This is a genomic window from Streptomyces scabichelini (assembly GCF_011045015.1).
Lineage (GTDB): Bacteria > Actinomycetota > Actinomycetes > Streptomycetales > Streptomycetaceae > Streptomyces > Streptomyces scabichelini.
Window position 1 is genome coordinate 14,877 of the sequence record NZ_JAAKZY010000036.1, and the last position, 16,431, is coordinate 31,307.

The window sequence follows — 16,431 nt, forward strand, 5'->3', positions numbered from 1 at the left end:
CCATTAGCCGGAGGACGCACCCTCGCCACCCCGGACTGCATCGGGAGGGCCGATGCATGACGCCGTGCGCCCGGCCGAACGGACCCCGGACGGGCAGACCGGACTGCGGCCGCCGGAGCCGACGCCCGCCGCGACCGTGGCCTCCGCCCCACCGGAGGCCACGAGCTCGAGCAGACCCAACAGACCCAACGGATCCAACAGACCCAAGGGAGCCAACAGACCCAAGGGAGCCAAGGGATCCAAGGGACTGGACACTCGGCGCGACGCGTTCTTCGACAACGCCAAGTACCTCGCCATCGTGCTGGTGGGGCTGGGCCACGCGTGGGCGCCGTTGACCAGCGGCAGCCGGGCCACAGCCGCGCTGTACATGGCCGTCTACGCGTTCCACATGCCGGCGTTCATCGTCATCTCCGGCTACTTCTCGCGCGGCTTCGACGCGAGCCACGCCCGGATCAGACGCCTGGTGACCGGAGTCGCCGTCCCGTACGTGGTCTTCGAGATGGCCTACGCGCTGTTCAAGCGGTGGGCCGACGACGCCCCGGACAACCCCGTCAGCCTGCTCGACCCCGGGTACCTGACCTGGTTCCTCGTGGCGTTGTTCCTATGGCGGCTGAGCACCCCGCTGTGGAAGACCGTGCGCCGTCCGCTGCCGCTCGCGCTCGCCATCGCGGCCCTGGCGTCCCTCTCGCCCGACATCGGCAACGACCTCGACCTGCAGCGCGTCCTGCAGTTCCTGCCGTTCTTCGTGCTGGGGCTGCGCCTGAAGCCGGAACATTTCCAGCTGGTGCGCCGCAGAGAGGTACGCCTGCTGTCGGTCCCCGTGTTCGCGGGCACGCTGGCCCTGGCGTACTGGGCGGTCCCGCGGATGAACACGGCCTGGTTCTTCCATCGTGACAGCGCCCGGGAACTGGCCGCCCCCGCCTGGACGGGACCCGTCATGACCCTGGCCCTCTTCGGCTGCTCGGTGCTCCTGGTCGCAGGCTTCCTCTCGTGGGTGCCGCGGCGGAAGATGTGGTTCACCGCACTGGGCGCGGGCACGCTGTACGGCTACCTGCTGCACGGCTTCCTCGCCAAGGGCGCCCGCTTCTGGGACTGGTACGACCACGCCTGGCTCCACCAGCCGCTCGGCGAGATCGTCGTGACCCTCATCGCCGGGGTCGCGATCACGGCGCTGTGCACTCCACCGGTCCAGCGGATCTTCCGTTTCGCGATGGAACCGAAGATGGAGTGGGCCTTCGTACGCGACGCGGCCGAGCTGTCGCGATCCAGATGAGGGTCTGTCGCATGTGGAGGCCCTGCGGTCGCGAGCGGCCGGTGCGGGTGGCGCGGATCAGGAGGGCGAGGCGGAGGACGGTTGTTGCGGCGCCGGCGGTGGCCGCGACGCACACGGAGTGCCGCCAGTACGCCAGGTGAGGCTCTCAAGGCGACAACGCCCGCGGACTGGCGGGAACCAGCGGTACAACTTGCTGCCCGCACCCACCGATGCCCGACTCTCAAACGAGACGGATCGGTTCACGGGGTCTGGTCACTCGACCCGCCGAAGTGACACTGAATGGGACTGAACCACGCCACCGCCGCGCTGACGGCCATCGAATACGCGCCCCGACGACCCGCTTCCGTGCCCGGCCGACCCGCTTCCGTAGTAGCTGGTTGTGCAACGGCCCCCAGGCCGGGGCTGGCTGAGACCCACTCCGGGGGCGCGGTCACCGCTGGGCCGGTCGCAACGTTGGGTTGCATGACAGACGATCACCTCCGGAGAAGCGGCCTTGCCTGACCTACGTCTCGGTTGAATTCGCGCAACCGACTGTTGCGTAAACGCCAAGAGCGATCTACGCTTGTGCAACCTAAGGTTGCAAGATCGGGGATGATGGGTGTGGAGTACGAAATGAGCACAGCAGGCACGGCGCGCACCGGGCGCGGTTACTCGACGTCGTACACGGTCGAGCAGTCACCGGAGGAGGTCTTCGCCGCCATCCTGGACGTCGGTGCCTGGTGGACCGGCGAGATCGAGGGGCGTGCCGACGAGCTCGGTGTCGAGTTCGCCTACCGGCACCCCCCTCAGCACTACAGCGTCCAGCGGGTGGTGGAGCTCGAGCCGGGCCGCCGCGTGGTCTGGCGGGTCACGGACAGTCACCTCGCCTTTACCGTGGAGCCCGCGGAGTGGACGGGCACCGAGATCGTGTTCGACATCGTCCCCGTGCCCGGTGGCACCGAGCTGCGGTTCACCCACGTCGGCCTGGTCCCGGACGTCGAGTGCTTCGGCGCATGCTCCACGGCCTGGCTGCACTACGCCAACGGCAGTCTGCGCAGCCTGATCACCACAGGGGAGGGCCTGCCCGATCCGTGGTGACCGGCGGCCGGGCCGGCAACCCCACCGAAGGGCGTGTCTCCTTGCTCCGTGCCTGCTGCGCGACGGCGCCGGACAGGGGGGGCGGGCGGCCGCCCCGGCGGCGATGAAGCAGCCCTCCGGGTAATGCTGCAACCAGTGTTGCACCGAGGTGTCTTGCCCATTCGGAGGCGAGGGCCGTCCGGGGAAAACCGTATGCGCAATGAGAGGTTGCGTTAGTGAGATGTGCTGGATACGCTGATGTGCAACCATCGGTTGCATCTAGGTCGAGAGGGTCACATGGAGTACGGAAGCATCGAGCGGGAGCTCCGCATTGACGCCCCTCCAGAGGTGGTCTACGAGGTGATCAGCTCTCCCGAGCACCTGCGCGAGTGGTGGCCCGACGACGCCGATCTCGACCCGGTTCCCGGCGCCACCGGCGCGATCACCTTCGGCGATCCGACGGCACCCGACGCGACGATTGTGCCGCTCACCGTCGTGGAGGCTGACCCGCCCCGCCGGTTCGCCTTCCGCTGGGCGTACGACGAGGGCCCGGCCACCGAGACGAACTCGTTCCTGGTCACCCTCGACCTCATTCCGTCCGGCGACGGCACGCTGCTGCGCTTCAAGGAGACCGGCTTCCGCGAGCGCGGCTGGGAGGCCGCCGTGCTGGAGGAGGCCTATCTCGACCATGTCCGCGGCTGGGACCAGTTCCTCCCGCGCCTCGTCACGTATGCCAACAGGCTGGTCGCGCGGCCGTGAGCACCGCGATCGACGACGACCTCTGGTCCGCGGTCGGCGACCCGACCCGCCGACGGATGCTCGATCTGCTCCTCGCCGACGGCGAGGGCACCGCCACCAGCCTCAGCAAACAGCTGCCAGTCAGCCGACAGGCGGTCGCCAAGCACCTCGGTGTACTTGAACGCGTTGGGCTCGTCCACGCCACGGCCACGGGCCGTGAACGCCTCTACGGGGTCGATGAGGCTCAACTCGCCCGCGCGATCGAGCAGTTGGCGACTGTCGGTGCCGCGTGGGACGCCAGACTGCAGCGGATCAAGCGGATCGCCGAGCGGATCCAGCGCAACCGCAGAAGCTGAACGCTTCGAACAGCAGCCGCCACGGGGCGTGGCGGCTACCAGGTGGTGGACATCTTGCAACCACTCAGCCGGAGGAACCAGGGGCGTGGTATCGCAGGGTCCTGGGCTGGAGCGCTCAGCCATACGAGGACACACGGAGGTGCGGCGCTGCCGCCGTCTGCGGCTCTGGTAGAGCTGAAGAAGGGCAAGTGCCGTACTACGGCGTGGACGCCCGTCGGCCGGTGAGGTGCTGCGGTCCGCACGACAGCTGAGTTGGCTAGGCACCGACGTGCGGGTCGGGATCGACGCCTCGACTCCTCGATCGCGGTCGCGGCCACGCCTCCGCCCAGGTCCCGCCACCCGGTGGCGTCCTCACCGTCGGCCCCGACCGGGTCGCCGACTCGCTGCGACAGCTGCCGGTCGACGCCCTGCGCGGCAGCGGCCCCGGCCGGGCCCAAGCGCTGTGCGACTACGGCTCCACTGCGCCCGCCGAGGGCTCGCTGCGGGAGCGCGACGGCCGGGCACCGCCAGCGCCAATGAGGGTGCGCGCCTGCGCTGCGAGGTGTCCTGGACTTCTGGCCGATCGGGGATCCGGACTGTGATGCGGCATGCGCACGCTCCAGACCGTATGCGAGTGCCGCTCGTGCCCCGACATCTGCTCTTGTAGGCGGACGGCTCCTGGGTACTCGCCGCAGGGTGAAAGGAGGCCCGAGATGAGTACGGTCAAGGAAGCAGTGGAAGTCGAGGTCCCCGTCGGCACCGCCTACAACCAGTGGACGCAGTTCGAGGAGTTCCCGAACTTCATGGAAGGCGTCGAGGAGGTGACGCAGCTCGATGACCGCCACAACCACTGGACCACCAAGATCGGTGGGGTGCGGCGGGAGTTCGACACCGAGATCGTCGATCAGCTCCCTGATGAGCGGATCACCTGGCGGACCACCAGCGGCGACACCCGGCAGAAGGGCACGGTCCGCTTCCAGCGCGTGGACGACGCCCACACCCGGGTGGAACTCGTGATGGACGTCGAACCGAGCGGAGCCGCGGAGAAGGCCGCGGACGTCCTGGGGACGATCGACCGGCGCGTCAAGGGAGACATGCGGCGCTTCAAGGACTACATCGAACGCCGGGGGAGTGAAACCGGAGGCTGGCGCGGCCGCATCAAGCCCGGATGAGCCCGACCGCCTCGATGACACCACGGGTAAGCCGAGACGGTCCGGAAGTCCGGTCAGGCTGAGCGGTTCAAAGCCGCAGACGGGTGATATCCGGCGCGCCCGGGAACCTCGCGGTGTCCCCCGGGAGTACTGCATCGTGTCCCTCCTGTAGCTGCCAGGAGGGACACATCAGTGGCCGCCAGATCCGGGCGGGCACGCACGAGGCGTGGGGGACGGCGCTGGCGGCCGGCTCTGTCAGGTGCCATGTCCGCGCTCACCCATCGCCGATCAGGAGGTGAACGCCCGGAACTCATGGGGCAGTTCCTCCGCCTCGTGGCGCTGGCCGACGGCGATGACCCGCGCGCCTCGGGCGTACAGAAGCCGGACGGTCTCCGACCCACGCCGCGGGCGGCTCCTGTGGCGAGGGCGATTGTGCCCGCGAACTCCTTGGAGTCACGGATGAGTGGATGTGGTCTGGGAGCTGTTCTTGTCGATGCCGCTACGAGAAGCGACGGTGGTGGTGGGTATGGTGGTGCGCACTGGGTTCCGGACGAGCGCGATAGCGGCGCGGCCCGCGAGAAAGGCACCGACGCTGACCGCGATGGTGTCGCGCAGCGGTGCTGCACGTCACGACGACCGCGCTCGAAGAGGCCGTGCGCCAGGAGGCGGTCGCGCTCCTCCAGGCCTACCGGACCCGCCAGCGAATGCCCGAAGCGACCGAACCGACCGAACCGGAACTCACCGAAAGCCCCACTACGGGCCAGCAGGACGGGCCGGTCTTCCCCGCACCACTGCACCGGGCGCTGGCACCCGCACGCGACCTGTGAGGCCTGTGGGGCTGACGCTCTGCCGGCCGCACCGACGCGGGTACGACGCGGCTCGGCCGCGTCCGCTCCTGGTGGATCTGATCCGGCGAAGACGCCGTCGGACGTGCCGCGCGATGGCGCTGCACACGCTGCTCCAGAGCCGCGCGTAGCCGTATTTCGCGGGCACCCTGCCAGGTCGAGGGCCATGGGACCCGGATCAGGCATCGAGGGCGAGTGTGTCGGGCAGGCCCCGGGTGTTCTCCCGGCCGGCAGTACCCCACAGGCCGTCCGCGGCAGAGACTAGGCCGGCTGTGGGGCGTGCACCCTGCTGAGGAAGTCCCGTACCAGGGAGACGACCTCCTCCAGGTGGGTCTCCAGCAGCCAGTGCCCGCCGTCAAGCAGGTGCAGCTCGGCGTCCGGCAGGTCACGCAGGTAGGCGCGTGCGGCGCCCTCGGGCATATAGCCGTCCTGGGGCCCCCAGGCGATCAGCGTCGGGGGGCGGTGCTCCCGCAAGTACTCCTGATACTTCGGGAACCAGTCGAGGTTCTCCCGTAGCCCTTCCATCAGCCCGACCATGATCTCGCGCCGCTGCCGGGAGGCCAGCAGCGGCCAGGACAGCTTCCACAGGTCAGGGCTGATCCGCTCGACGAGCCGCTCTTCGATCTCGCCGACGAACTCGTCGCGCAGCCCCTCTTCGGTCACGGCCTCCAGCAGCCGCGCCCGCCCCTCGGGCGTCGGGTGGTTCCAGTACTCCCTGAGCGTTTTGTACTTCGGGCCGAGCTCGTCCTCGTAGATGTCCCCGTTCTGGATGACGAGGGCCGCGACGCGCTCCGGTGCGCGCAGCGCCAGCCGCAGCCCGATCTGCGAGCCGTAGTCATGCAGGTAGAGGGCGTACCGGGGGAGGTTCAGCGCGGTGGTGAACCGCTCCAGGAAGCCGGCGTACCCGTCGAAGGTGTACGAGAAGTCGGCTGGGTCCGGGGTGTCGCTGTAGCCGAAGCCGGGGAAGTCGGGCGCGACGAGCCGCCACCGGTCGGCCAGGGCCGGCATGAAGGCGCGGAACTGGAACGAGGAGGACGGATAGCCGTGCGGGAGCAGGACGACGGGGGCGTTCGGGGGACCCGCCTCACGGTAGAACACGCGGATCCCGTCGACGTCTGCGTATCGGTGCACGGTCCTGAGGGCCGGAGTGTCGATCGTTCTCGCCTCCTGTGCGTGCTGGTCGGACACGGAGACAGGGCCACTACCCACGGAACGCCTGGCCTAAGGGCCCGTGGCCTCCGGAACTGGGACTGGCCGACGTCCTGCCCGGCCCGGCACGCCGCAGCCCATCCTCAATCGGGCGGCGCACGGCGATCCACGAGACAGGCCCTGGCGGGCCGGTAGAAGCTGCCGGGGGCCGGCGCATCGTGCGGAGGCCTTCCGGAGGTTCGGGGTCAGGGGGTGGAGCCGGGTGCCTTGGCCCTCGCCGAAATGCCGGACCGGCGACGCGCCGGTTTTGGAAGCGGAGGTTGGAGCATGCGGCGTTGAGGCGCTGGCCGAGGGCGGGGTGGTCGGTGGTGAGCTGGCGGACCCGCTGCTTGGGGGTGGTGTTCTCGGTGGTGATCCGCTGGACGGTCTCCTTTGGTCCACCAGTCCACTAGTCCACGCGGTTTCCAAGTCTCGGATCTCACCCAGGAGTTCGCCGATGTGGATGCGCTGAGTGGCGATCTCTGCGTGCGGCCTTGAGCGCGGCCTTGAGTGCGTCCTCGGCGTTCAGCGTGCGTTCAGTTACTGCGCCAACACGATGTCCCAGTCGTGCTCCACGCGTCGTGGCGACAGGCCTGCTCGACATCGTCTGGCTCGGTCGGACAGCCGTCAGCATGCTGCTGCGACCGTCCCATTCGACAGGCCGGGCCCACGCCCCCGCTCTGTCGCGGGCCCGAGCACGGCCCCGCCCTGACAGAGCTCAGCGAGTCTGCCAGGGCGGGCCGGACCAGTGCGGGTTCCCGCGCGGTCATCGCGGCGTGGGAGCCCGGCCTGATGACCGTCGGCTGTACACCCCGGGCGAGGGGTGAGGGCGGTGCGGGAGCGCGGTGGCCGGCAGGAGCGTCGGGTCAGCGGGTGACGGTGGTCCGGTGCTCCTTGAGGGTGGCGCAGTTGGAGCCGGTCACCTGCACATGGACGTTGTTGATGTGGCCGCCCCAGTCGACGCAGTGGTCCTTGCCGTACACGGAGGCCGGTCCCGCGTACGAGGTGTACTGCCCGTAGTCCTCGTCGCCCTCGTCGGTGTCGGGGACGTAGATCCATGTGGACATGTCCACGGCGGTACCCGGGTTGTTGCGGATGGTCGCGACGCAGTTCTGGCCGTTGGAGGGGTTGTACGTCAGGTAGACGGTGCCCAGCGAGCCGACGGTCGCCGAGTTCACGGTCTTGTAGGCGCTTCCGCAGACTTTCTGCGGTGTGGTGTTGGGTGCGGCGGAGGCGGGCGCCGCCAGGGCGGTTGTGGTCCCCACGGCCAGGGCGGCGAAGGCGGCTGCAGTTAAGACGGAACGGTTGAATCCCATATTTCCCCCTTGTGGTCTTTGAAGCTGGTTGCTCCTGTGTGGTGTGACGCGCGGGGCGTCGGAACGGTTGTGCGTCGTCCGCAAAAAGGTGCTGCTGTGCGGAGGCCGGAGGAGGCCGTGCGCAGTGTTGAGCAAGTCGGGGAGAGCTCCGAGCAGGTTCGTTTCTCCGCTTCAGCAGCAGATTCTCAGGCTGGCGGCGCGGTGGTGGGCGTGGCCTGCTCGGTGGGCTGGTCCAACTACTACTGCTGCCGGCGGCGCCGCTGCTCGTTGCGGAGGTCTTCCACGTTCTTCGTGAGCCGGGCGAGGGCGGCGCCGGGGTCGGCGTCCTTAAAGTCCGGTGCCTGTGGGGGAGTTGGCGGCCGATTTTTGAGGTGTCCGCTGCCCGCGTCGTTGAACCTCGCTGGCCTGTTTCCCCTCTACTCGGCTAGACATTCTTCGGCCCCACAGTGATCAGTGGGTTCTCGGGATTCGACCGCTCAGGGGGAAACACACTCATGACCACGTATCACCACACGCCGAGACGTCCCAGGCGTCTCAGACTCGTCGGTGCCGCGGTGACCGCGCTCGTCCTCGCGGCGACGGGGACCGCGACACAGGCGATGGCCGCGCAGGACACGGCGCGCAAGCCACAGTCGGCCAAGACACCGCCGCCGCCCGTGCCGACGCTCACCTGGTCCGACTGCCAGGGCGGCTTCGAGTGCGCCAACGCCGATGTTCCGCTGGACTACCGGGAGCCGCAGGGCCGCACGATCACGCTCGCGGTGGTCCGCAAGAAGGCGGCTGACCCGGCGAAGCGCAAGGGCACGCTCTTCATGCAGCCCGGCGGGCCCGGCAACTCCGGGGTGGACTTTGTCCGCAACAACTACGAGGACCTGCCGGCCGCACTGCGCGACTCGTTCGACGTCTTCGGCTACGACGTCCGCGGTGTCGGCCGCAGTGCGGCGCTCACCTGCTTCGACGACGCCCGCTACACCAAGGCCGTCACCGACGCGAAGGGTGTTCCCGGCCCCGACGCCTTCGGCCCGGCGGTGCGCGAGGCGGCCGAGTTCAACCAGGCCTGCCTCGACAAATCGGGCCCGTTACTGCCGTACGTCGGCACCGAGTACGTCGCCCGTGACATCGACCTGCTCCGGCAGGCGCTCGGCGAGGACCAACTGACCTACTACGGGCGGTCGTTCGGCTCGTACATCGGCACCGTCTACGCGGCGATGTTCCCGAAGCGGGTGCGGGCGCTGTCGCTCGACGGGGCGTACGACCCGTACAAGTACGCCAACCGTCCCTACGACTACGACCGTGCCCAGTACCTGGCGCTGGACGGCACGATGAGCCGCTTCCTCGACTGGTGCGCCGCCGACCAGGTCACCTGCGGCTTCGGTGACGGCGATCCGCGCGGGGCGTTCGAGAAGCTGAAGAGCGACCTCGACGCGAACCCGGTGCCGACCGCGAATGGCGGGCAGGCAGGCGGCTACACCCTCGTCTACCGGCTGATGTTCAACATCAACGAAGGCAAGGTCATCTGGCCCTCGCTCGGCGCGGCGCTGAAGAAGGCGCAACTGCGGGACAACACCTCGTTCCTGCTGCGGCCGCCGTCCCCGGCCTCCTACGACTTCCTCGGCCCGAACGTGGTCGTCGAGTGCGTCGACAAGGACTACCCGAAGAGCCTGCGCAAGCTGCAGCGGAACGTGACGGCCAACGCGAAGGACGCGCCGCTGCTGGGCCCGGCCATGGCGTACGGTCCGCCGACGTACGACCACCAGCACGCCACCGCGTGCGTGCAGTGGCCCGCCGAGAAGGTCAGCCGCTACGACGGCTCCTTCCGGGCGAGGGGTTCGGCGCCGATCCTGGTCATCGGCACCACCGGTGACCCGGACACCCCGTACCAGGACGCGGTCGCCCTCAGCCGGCAGCTGGACAACGCCTCGCTGCTGACCTTCCAGGCCGAGGGGCACACCGCCTTCGGCCGCAGCGCCTGCGCGACGGACGCGGTCGTCGGCTACCTGGTCGACCTGAAGGTGCCGGCCTCCGGCACGACCTGCGCCGACGAGACCCAGCCGCCGTCCACCACACCGAAGACGGCCCCGCCCGGCACGACCCTGGGCGAACTCCGCAACGGCGTCAACGAGCGCGTGGAGCGCATCGGCGACGTGAGCTGACCGCTTCCGTGAGCTGACCGGTTCGGTGAGCTGCCCGGTTCCATGTCATGTCTGATCGGCCGGCACGAGCCCCGGGCGCCCGCCTCCACACGGCGGGCGCCCCGGGGTTCCGCACGTCCTCAGCACGTCCTCAGTACGTTCTGATCCTTCAGGAATTGACTGCCGCGAGAGCAGTGGTCACAACTGCCGCAAGAGTAAGGACCGCGGCGAACGTGGTCGCGGCGCGCACGAGGGCGGTGGGGTAAGTCGTGCCGTCCAGACGTGCGAGCTTGCATGCGACGGCGGTCGCCAGCAGTGCGATGACGACCACCAGGGCAGCAGTCAGAAGGATGAAGGCGAGACCGGACACGACAAGCTCCTTGATTCGGAGGGGTGTTGACGTGGCCGAGAGTCGTCGAATCGGTTGTGCGCCGGGTGCGCGGGGTCGGCTTCGTGTCCTTGGTCAGGTCGGGATCGCGCAGTGCCTTGTTGGGTCGAGGTTGCAGGTCAGCTGTGCTTGCGGGTCGTCGGAGATCTGCAGCCGTGGGTTGTTCCGCAGCGCTTTCGTCTGGCCTTTGGTGGCGAATCCGCCCGCGTAGCGGGCGCTGAATTCGTCCGTGGCGGCGATGTAGCGGCCGGCCCGCTGACCGCTTCTCCAGCGGATAGCCGGTCGCTGGCCTCCGCCAGCGCGTACGACAGGGCCAGGGTCTTCTCGAAGTCGAGGATTTCCAGCATGTCGGCCTTGGTGCGCCCGCCCTACGACTCGGCCAGGGAGCTTCCGACGTGTCCGGCGCTGTTCCGTCGGCCCGCGACGGGTGCCCGGAGCTGCCTCCAGGACCCGGCTGCCGAAGGGCGGATGCCTGCCGTACGTTGGCAGGAACAGCAGGCCGCCTTGTCCACCGGCGCCCTTCTCGTCGCTCTTCTGGACGCAGCCTCAGCGTGGATCAGAGCCGCAGGCGGTCTTTGTATTTGGGGGCGAGGAGGCTCTGGAGGCCTTCGATGAAGTCGTGGCCCCACTGGTATTCGGAGCCGTGGTCGAAGTGCACGGCGTCAGGGGCGTTGTCGGGTGGGCTGTTGTCGGTGCGGAGCTGCCGCCACACGAGGGCGACCGGGTCGTCCGGGTCTTCCGGGTCGTGCCCGAGCGCCCGCAGCCGGGTTTCCCAGTCCGCCAGGATCTCCGAGGGGCGAGGGCGGTTCTTCCGCCGGTCGAAATTCCGCGGTCACCGAAGGTCGCGTACACACCGGCCGCGTGCCCCGACCGCTGCCACGGAAGGAACACCGCACCAACAGGTTCCGGCACCCCTACTCGAGGGACAAGTTCGTGAGACAGAAGTGCCGTGTCCCCAAGATGAGACAGCCGGGAAAGCCCAGGCCGTCACTGCGGAATGGGACATTCCAAATGCGGGCCTACACCTACTGTAGGTTCGTATTCGGATGACCCTTTCTCGTTTTCGGTGGCCCTTGTGCGGCCCAAGGGGCGGGCCCAGGAGACGAACCTCGCTGTCCTGTCGCATTGAAGCTGTCGGATTCTCATCGTGCCACGAGCTGAGCGGCAGCGTTTGCTTCGTTCGTGGGGTCTGATCTCACGTCTCTGGTCCCGTTCTCGCTGTAGCTGATCCCGGTCCCTCGCCACCCGCGTCCAGGCCTACCGCATCACCTACGACATCACGGACCAGGTCGTCGCGCTCGGACCGGAGCCCGACGAGTACGTGCCGCGCCGTACACCCTGGTTCCACGAACTGACGCGGGAGCTGAAGCGCTGGGCGTAGCACCCGCGCCTCCACGCGGATCTGGACATACAGCGAGGCCGCAGCCTCGAAAGGCTGAGGCCTCGCTCGTGGGCCGGTACCCGCTGCAGCCGTCCGGGCGCCCTTCGTCGTCGCGGGAGTACAGCGTCCCGACCTTGATGACCTTCACGTCCTCCAGCACGCCGATCTCTTCCCCACGTCGGGGACCGGCATCATCCCGAGGCCGTTCAGCTCGATCAGCTCTGTGCCTTCGGCGCTGTGGAAGCTCAGGACGTGGCGCGGCCGGCTCGGCTCGCGCAGCCGGTTGCCGCGCAGGACCGTCTCCCAGTTGTCCTGCGTGACGATCCGGTCCAGGACCGCGCTGCCGGTGGTGTGCGCGGCTTCCTCTCCCGTGTGGGGGAGTTTCAGCAGCATGGCGTCGAACTTGGGGGCGTTCTCGATGCGCGGGATCAGCTGGCCCAGCGACTTCCAGCCCCAGCTCTCGTACAGGGCCTGCACCTTCGGGTGGGAGCTGCGCACCAGGAGTGTCGCCCGCCCCTCGTTGCGGTCGGCGAGCAGCTCGTCGTGCAGCCGGCGGGACACCCCCGTCTTGCGCCAGGGGACGCGCACCATCAACTCGCTGATGGCGTACGTACGGGTGCCGGTCTCCCGTACGACGTGCTCCGGGACCGGGTTCAGCAGGCCCCGCCACCAGGCCGCGCCCTCGGGGAGCGGGGCGCCGTAGGCGAAGCCCACGACCTGGTCACCGTCGTAGCCGACGGTGCAGGTCCAGCCCGGCCGGGACGACCAGCCGTCCAGGCCGCGGGCGAAGCGCTGTACGCCGCTGAACGAGTCGCCGGCGATCGAGTCCGCGTACACCTCGCGGTACACGTCCAGCAGGGTGGGGCGCAGTTCGGCAGCCTGCTCGGCGGTGAAGTGGCGGATCTCGATGTTCGTGGTCACGGCGCTCCTCATGGGATGGCGAGGGTTCGGTGGACGACGGCCAGGCGCTCGCCGATGCGCCGGCTGCTGATCGCTGCGGCATCGATGGCGGCGACGGTGGTCGCCGCGCGGTCCAGGTCGCCCTGGGCGACGTGGAGTTCGGCCAGCTGCACGCCGTAGAAGGCCCGGCTGCGGCGCATGGACGGGGCGAGCAGCTCCAGGGCCTGTGCGGTGGCGATCTGCGCGTCCGGCAGCCGCCCCATGGCGCGGTGGGCGATGGCGGCGAGCCCGGCGAGTTCAGCCGCGTCAAGGAAGCGCAGCCACGGGGGTGGGGGCGCTCCGTCCGCGCGGTCGTAGGCGCGCTCGGCGGCGAGGATCTCGCGCGCGGCCGCGGGGAGGTCCTTGGCGCGGGCGTGGCCGATGGCGACGCGGGCGTGCAGCAGGGCAGCGATCAGCGGGTCCTGCCGGGCTGGCGGGACTCCAGCGCCGCTCGGTTGATCCGCAGCGACTCGCGCAGCCGACCGTCGGTCCTCGCCTGCATCGCGAGGTTGGACCAGGCGCGGGCCTGGCCCCGCGTGTCCCCGGCGAGGAAGGCGCTCTGCAGGGCGTCCGCGTACAGCACGCGGGCCTGCCCCGGCTCGCCCGCGTCCAGCGCTGCCCACCCGGCCGATGAGCACAGGTCGCTGATCGCGGCGTGCAGTGACTGTTCGACCCGGGGGCCGTACGTGCACCCGTCGGCGGTCTCGTGCAGCCGGTGGAGGTAGGAGGTCGCCACCGGGTAGAGCGCGCCGCCGCCGACCGAGGTGAAGTGCGCGGCAAGCAGCCCGATCTTCCCGCTGATCCGGTCGACGTCGGCGAGGCTCACCCGCCCCGTGACGGGCGTTTCGTCCAGGCCCAGGACGAACGCGACGGATGCGGCGGTTGACGCCGCGATGAATGTGCGCCGTTGCACCGGCACCTCCTCCCCAGCGGCCGGGCCCGCCGGCGGTGGGACCGGCAGACGGTCCGCGCGGCACGAACCCCATCGCCTCTGGGCTCCGGTCGAACGGCTTGTTCTGCGCACCGGACGAGCCCATCACCGCAGTACAGGGCTTGGTTCGCCTGTAGGTCTACGGGGTGACTCACTGAGGGCGGCGAAGCAGCCCGAACCCACCGACCTGGAATGGCTGCTCATGGAGCCCCTGCTTCGGCATTCCGCTGCGGCCGCGCCCGACGTCGTGAAGACTGAGTGAAGTTCCTGTGCGGCGAGCAGTGTTGCCCACGGGAACTCTCCGTGCGCGACGTGACACAGCACCACCACAGTGCCATTCCGAGGAAGTCCACGAGACGAGGAATTCGCGTCATGAGCATCGGCATCAGAGCCCTGCGGTCCGCGGGCGCCGCCACCATCACCCTGGCCACCGTCTGTACCCTCACGCTGGCCACGGCCGGCAGCGCGTCGGCCGACACCGGCCCGACGGCCAACGCGGCAGCCGACCTGCCCCTCCCGCCCGGCGCCACCTCGAGCTACCCCGCCGCAATCAACGACAACGGGGTGATCGTCGGCTACACCGACGGTCCCAACAACCAGATGTCGCCGACCCGTTGGAACCCGGACCTCAGCCCCACGACACTCCCGCTGCTGCCCGGGGACCCGATGGGCTATGTCGAGGCCGTCAGCGACGACGGCACCGCCGCCGGCTGGTCTGGGAGCCACACGGTGCGCTGGGCGCCCGACGGCACGGTCACCCAACTGCAGCCGCTGCCCGGCGACACCAGAACCGTCTTCCGCGCGATGAGCCGCACCGGTATCGCGGTGGGAGAGTCCGCGCTCGGCGGGACCTACCACGCAGTGAAGTGGCGCCCGGACGGCCAGGCCGTCCAGCTCGCTCCGCTCAAGGGTGACACCCTCACCTTCGCCCTCTCGGTCAACAGCTCGGGCACGGTCGCCGGTGTGTCCTTCTCGGACTACAACGCCTATCACCCCGTGAAGTGGAACCCGGACGGCACTCCCGTCCCGCTCGACCCGACCTCGGACTACTCCACCGCATGGGTCGTCCAGATCAACGACGCCGGCACCGTGCTCGCGCGGGGGGCCGTGCCGACCGGTGGCACGAGGAACCAGTCCCGCTCCGTGACCTGGGGCGCCAACGGCACCGTCACGGACCTGGGCCCGCACTCCAACGCGAACGCCATCAACGCTTCGGGCACCGTCGTCGGTTGGCAGCTCGGAGCGGACAACATCGACTACACCGCCACGAGTTGGAGCCCCGACGGCACCGCCACGGCGATCGGCTCCGCGTACGAGTACACCACGGCCGTAGCCGTCAACGACGCCGGTGTCTCCGTCGGGTACACCGGGGTCAAGGTCCCGTCCGATCAGCACCGCTTCGCCCTCCGCTACGAGGTCGACGGGAGCCTGACCGAACTGAACGTGACACCGGACGGCAGCAACTCCTACGCCACGTCCATCAACAACGCTGGCGTGGCCGTCGGCGTCCGGATCACCTTCCCGACACCGGGAAGCTCCACGCGCACCGCGGTGATCTGGCGGCCGTAGCCCCGCCCACGCGGGGCGGACCCCGGGACAGTTCGCCTCCTTCCGGGGCATCGGGCCCGCCGCCCCGAAGTAGCCGCCGGTCGGGCCGTCCGGCCCCAACTGGGCCATCCGCACGATGATCTCGGCACCCTCCTCGACGGTCTGCGTGCCCTCGAGCGAGTGCGCGTCGATGGCCGGGGTGTCCGCCAGGTCCAGCGTGGTGCCGTACACGGCGACCAGGTGCCAGCGCCGGTACCAGGCGCCCGCCGTCTCGGGCACGGCCAGCGGGCGGCACACTCGCGCGAACAGCACCTTCAGCGGCTCGACCCCCAGCCGTCGGCGAGCCCGGCCGATGGCGGCGGTCGTGGGCACCCGCCACGACCGCCGCCCGTCCCCGAGCCCCTCACCGAACAGCCGGACGACCTCCTCGTAGCCCTGCCCGAAGAACAGGCACATCGCCAACACGAAGTACACGACTACCCGCGCCGGCAGCAGCCGACTGCGTTTCTCACCCCGCCCGGTCTCAGCGATCACCTCATCGACGAGACGCGGCGGAAACGCCTGAGTCAGCACCCCGATCGCAATCCGGTCCGATATCCGCTCACTCGCAGGCGACTTGACCTGCCCCACCCTCGCCAGACCACACTCAACGAGGCACGGACCACAAAGTCACCGGCATTGCCTCTAGTGCTGGGTTCCTCAACGACCGTCAGATGGCGGGCAGTTGGGAGGGCGATCTCATCGTCGGCAAGAACAACCGGTCCGCGATCGGCACTCTGGTCGACCGCAGCACCCGCTACGTCAAACTCCTCCACCTGCCCGACGGCCGCGGTGCCGAGCAGGTCCGCGGCGCGCTCGTCCATGCCTTCGCCGACCTCCCCGCCGAGCTCGCCCGCTCGGTGACCTGGGATCAGGGCAGCGAGATGAGTCGGCACGACGAGTTCACCCGCGCCACCGGCATCCCCGTCTACTTCTGCGAGCCCGCAAGCCCCTGGCAACGCGGCTCGAACGAGAACACCAACGGCCTGCTGCGCCAATACTTCCCCAAGAGCACCGACCTGTCCGTCTTCGGCGCCGAGGATCTCGCTTTCGTCGCCGCCGAACTCAACAGCCGCCCCCGCAAGACCCTCGGCTGGAGCACCCCCGCGAACCTCTTCGCTAAGCTCATCGCAGCAGTGGAATGATCACCGTGTTGCGACGAACACTGGAA

The 16,431-nt window shown here is 69.3% G+C and carries 15 protein-coding genes and 3 pseudogenes; 9 read left to right on the forward strand and 9 right to left on the reverse strand.

The genetic code is table 11. The features are described from left to right. Window positions 1-52: 52 nt before the first annotated feature. The 6 genes from G5C60_RS14090 to G5C60_RS14115 all read left to right on the forward strand — a co-directional run bounded on the left by G5C60_RS14090 (window position 53) and on the right by G5C60_RS14115 (window position 5,380). Window positions 53-1,273 carry an acyltransferase family protein gene (locus G5C60_RS14090; RefSeq protein WP_165258776.1) on the forward strand — a complete coding sequence of 407 codons (1,221 nt, stop codon included), beginning with the start codon at window positions 53-55 and terminating at the stop codon, window positions 1,271-1,273. Window positions 1,274-1,885: 612 nt separating this feature from the next. Further along, the gene (locus G5C60_RS14095; RefSeq protein WP_165258778.1) at window positions 1,886-2,350 is read left to right on the forward strand and encodes an SRPBCC family protein; all 465 of its coding nucleotides are present in this window, start codon (window positions 1,886-1,888) and stop codon (window positions 2,348-2,350) included. Window positions 2,351-2,626: 276 nt separating this feature from the next. After that, the gene (locus G5C60_RS14100; RefSeq protein ID WP_165258780.1) at window positions 2,627-3,088 is read left to right on the forward strand and encodes an SRPBCC domain-containing protein; all 462 of its coding nucleotides are present in this window, start codon (window positions 2,627-2,629) and stop codon (window positions 3,086-3,088) included. Beyond that, complete coding sequence (locus tag G5C60_RS14105; protein WP_165258782.1) at window positions 3,085-3,423, forward strand: metalloregulator ArsR/SmtB family transcription factor; 339 nt, start codon at window positions 3,085-3,087, stop codon at window positions 3,421-3,423. The genes G5C60_RS14100 and G5C60_RS14105 overlap by 4 nt, the downstream gene beginning before the upstream one ends. A gap of 692 nt (window positions 3,424-4,115) precedes the next feature. After that, window positions 4,116-4,574 (forward strand): SRPBCC family protein, encoded by a 459-nt coding sequence (locus tag G5C60_RS14110; protein ID WP_165258784.1) that lies wholly within the window; start codon window positions 4,116-4,118, stop codon window positions 4,572-4,574. A 596-nt stretch (window positions 4,575-5,170) separates the two neighbouring features. Further along, the gene (locus G5C60_RS14115; RefSeq protein WP_165258786.1) at window positions 5,171-5,380 is read left to right on the forward strand and encodes a hypothetical protein; all 210 of its coding nucleotides are present in this window, start codon (window positions 5,171-5,173) and stop codon (window positions 5,378-5,380) included. 279 nt (window positions 5,381-5,659) lie between these two features. Here G5C60_RS14115 and G5C60_RS14120 read toward each other — a convergent pair whose 3' ends face one another. After that, window positions 5,660-6,586, reverse strand: a complete 927-nt coding sequence (locus G5C60_RS14120) for an alpha/beta fold hydrolase (RefSeq protein ID WP_206439505.1) — start codon at window positions 6,584-6,586, stop codon at window positions 5,660-5,662. Window positions 6,587-7,452: 866 nt separating this feature from the next. Then, window positions 7,453-7,902, reverse strand: a complete 450-nt coding sequence (locus G5C60_RS14125) for a spore-associated protein (protein WP_165258788.1) — start codon at window positions 7,900-7,902, stop codon at window positions 7,453-7,455. Between the two features lie 494 nt (window positions 7,903-8,396). Here G5C60_RS14125 and G5C60_RS14130 point away from each other — a divergent pair, with 494 nt between their 5' ends. Continuing rightward, the gene (locus G5C60_RS14130; RefSeq protein WP_165258790.1) at window positions 8,397-10,055 is read left to right on the forward strand and encodes an alpha/beta hydrolase; all 1,659 of its coding nucleotides are present in this window, start codon (window positions 8,397-8,399) and stop codon (window positions 10,053-10,055) included. A 148-nt stretch (window positions 10,056-10,203) separates the two neighbouring features. Here the strand turns inward: G5C60_RS14130 and G5C60_RS14135 are convergent, their stop codons facing one another. The 5 genes from G5C60_RS14135 to G5C60_RS51975 form a co-directional block, all read right to left on the reverse strand. Next, the gene (locus G5C60_RS14135) at window positions 10,204-10,404 is read right to left on the reverse strand and encodes a hypothetical protein (protein WP_165258792.1); all 201 of its coding nucleotides are present in this window, start codon (window positions 10,402-10,404) and stop codon (window positions 10,204-10,206) included. A 574-nt stretch (window positions 10,405-10,978) separates the two neighbouring features. After that, window positions 10,979-11,134, reverse strand: a complete 156-nt coding sequence (locus G5C60_RS14140; RefSeq protein WP_165258794.1) for a hypothetical protein — start codon at window positions 11,132-11,134, stop codon at window positions 10,979-10,981. 813 nt (window positions 11,135-11,947) lie between these two features. Further along, the gene (locus G5C60_RS51110) at window positions 11,948-12,724 is read right to left on the reverse strand and encodes a GNAT family N-acetyltransferase (RefSeq protein WP_206439506.1); all 777 of its coding nucleotides are present in this window, start codon (window positions 12,722-12,724) and stop codon (window positions 11,948-11,950) included. Window positions 12,725-12,732: 8 nt separating this feature from the next. Next, the gene (locus tag G5C60_RS51970) at window positions 12,733-12,966 is read right to left on the reverse strand and encodes a hypothetical protein (protein WP_241266785.1); all 234 of its coding nucleotides are present in this window, start codon (window positions 12,964-12,966) and stop codon (window positions 12,733-12,735) included. Between the two features lie 188 nt (window positions 12,967-13,154). Next, window positions 13,155-13,655 (reverse strand): NsdA family TPR-like regulatory protein, encoded by a 501-nt coding sequence (locus G5C60_RS51975; protein ID WP_241266786.1) that lies wholly within the window; start codon window positions 13,653-13,655, stop codon window positions 13,155-13,157. Window positions 13,656-14,045: 390 nt separating this feature from the next. Between G5C60_RS51975 and G5C60_RS14155 the strand changes: the two genes are divergently transcribed. Next, window positions 14,046-15,242: a hypothetical protein gene (locus G5C60_RS14155; protein WP_165258796.1), complete on the forward strand. Its 1,197-nt coding sequence runs from the start codon at window positions 14,046-14,048 to the stop codon at window positions 15,240-15,242. Between the two features lie 45 nt (window positions 15,243-15,287). Here G5C60_RS14155 and G5C60_RS51980 read toward each other — a convergent pair. Further along, a pseudogene (locus G5C60_RS51980) lies at window positions 15,288-15,395 on the reverse strand (SDR family NAD(P)-dependent oxidoreductase); the annotation flags it as partial. 138 nt (window positions 15,396-15,533) lie between these two features. Continuing rightward, window positions 15,534-15,851 (reverse strand): annotated as a pseudogene (locus G5C60_RS53145) (transposase domain-containing protein); the annotation flags it as partial. A 71-nt stretch (window positions 15,852-15,922) separates the two neighbouring features. On the opposite strand from G5C60_RS53145, the pseudogene G5C60_RS14165 reads away from it, so the two are divergent. Further along, window positions 15,923-16,405: pseudogene (locus G5C60_RS14165) on the forward strand (IS30 family transposase); the annotation flags it as partial. Window positions 16,406-16,431 lie beyond the last annotated feature (26 nt).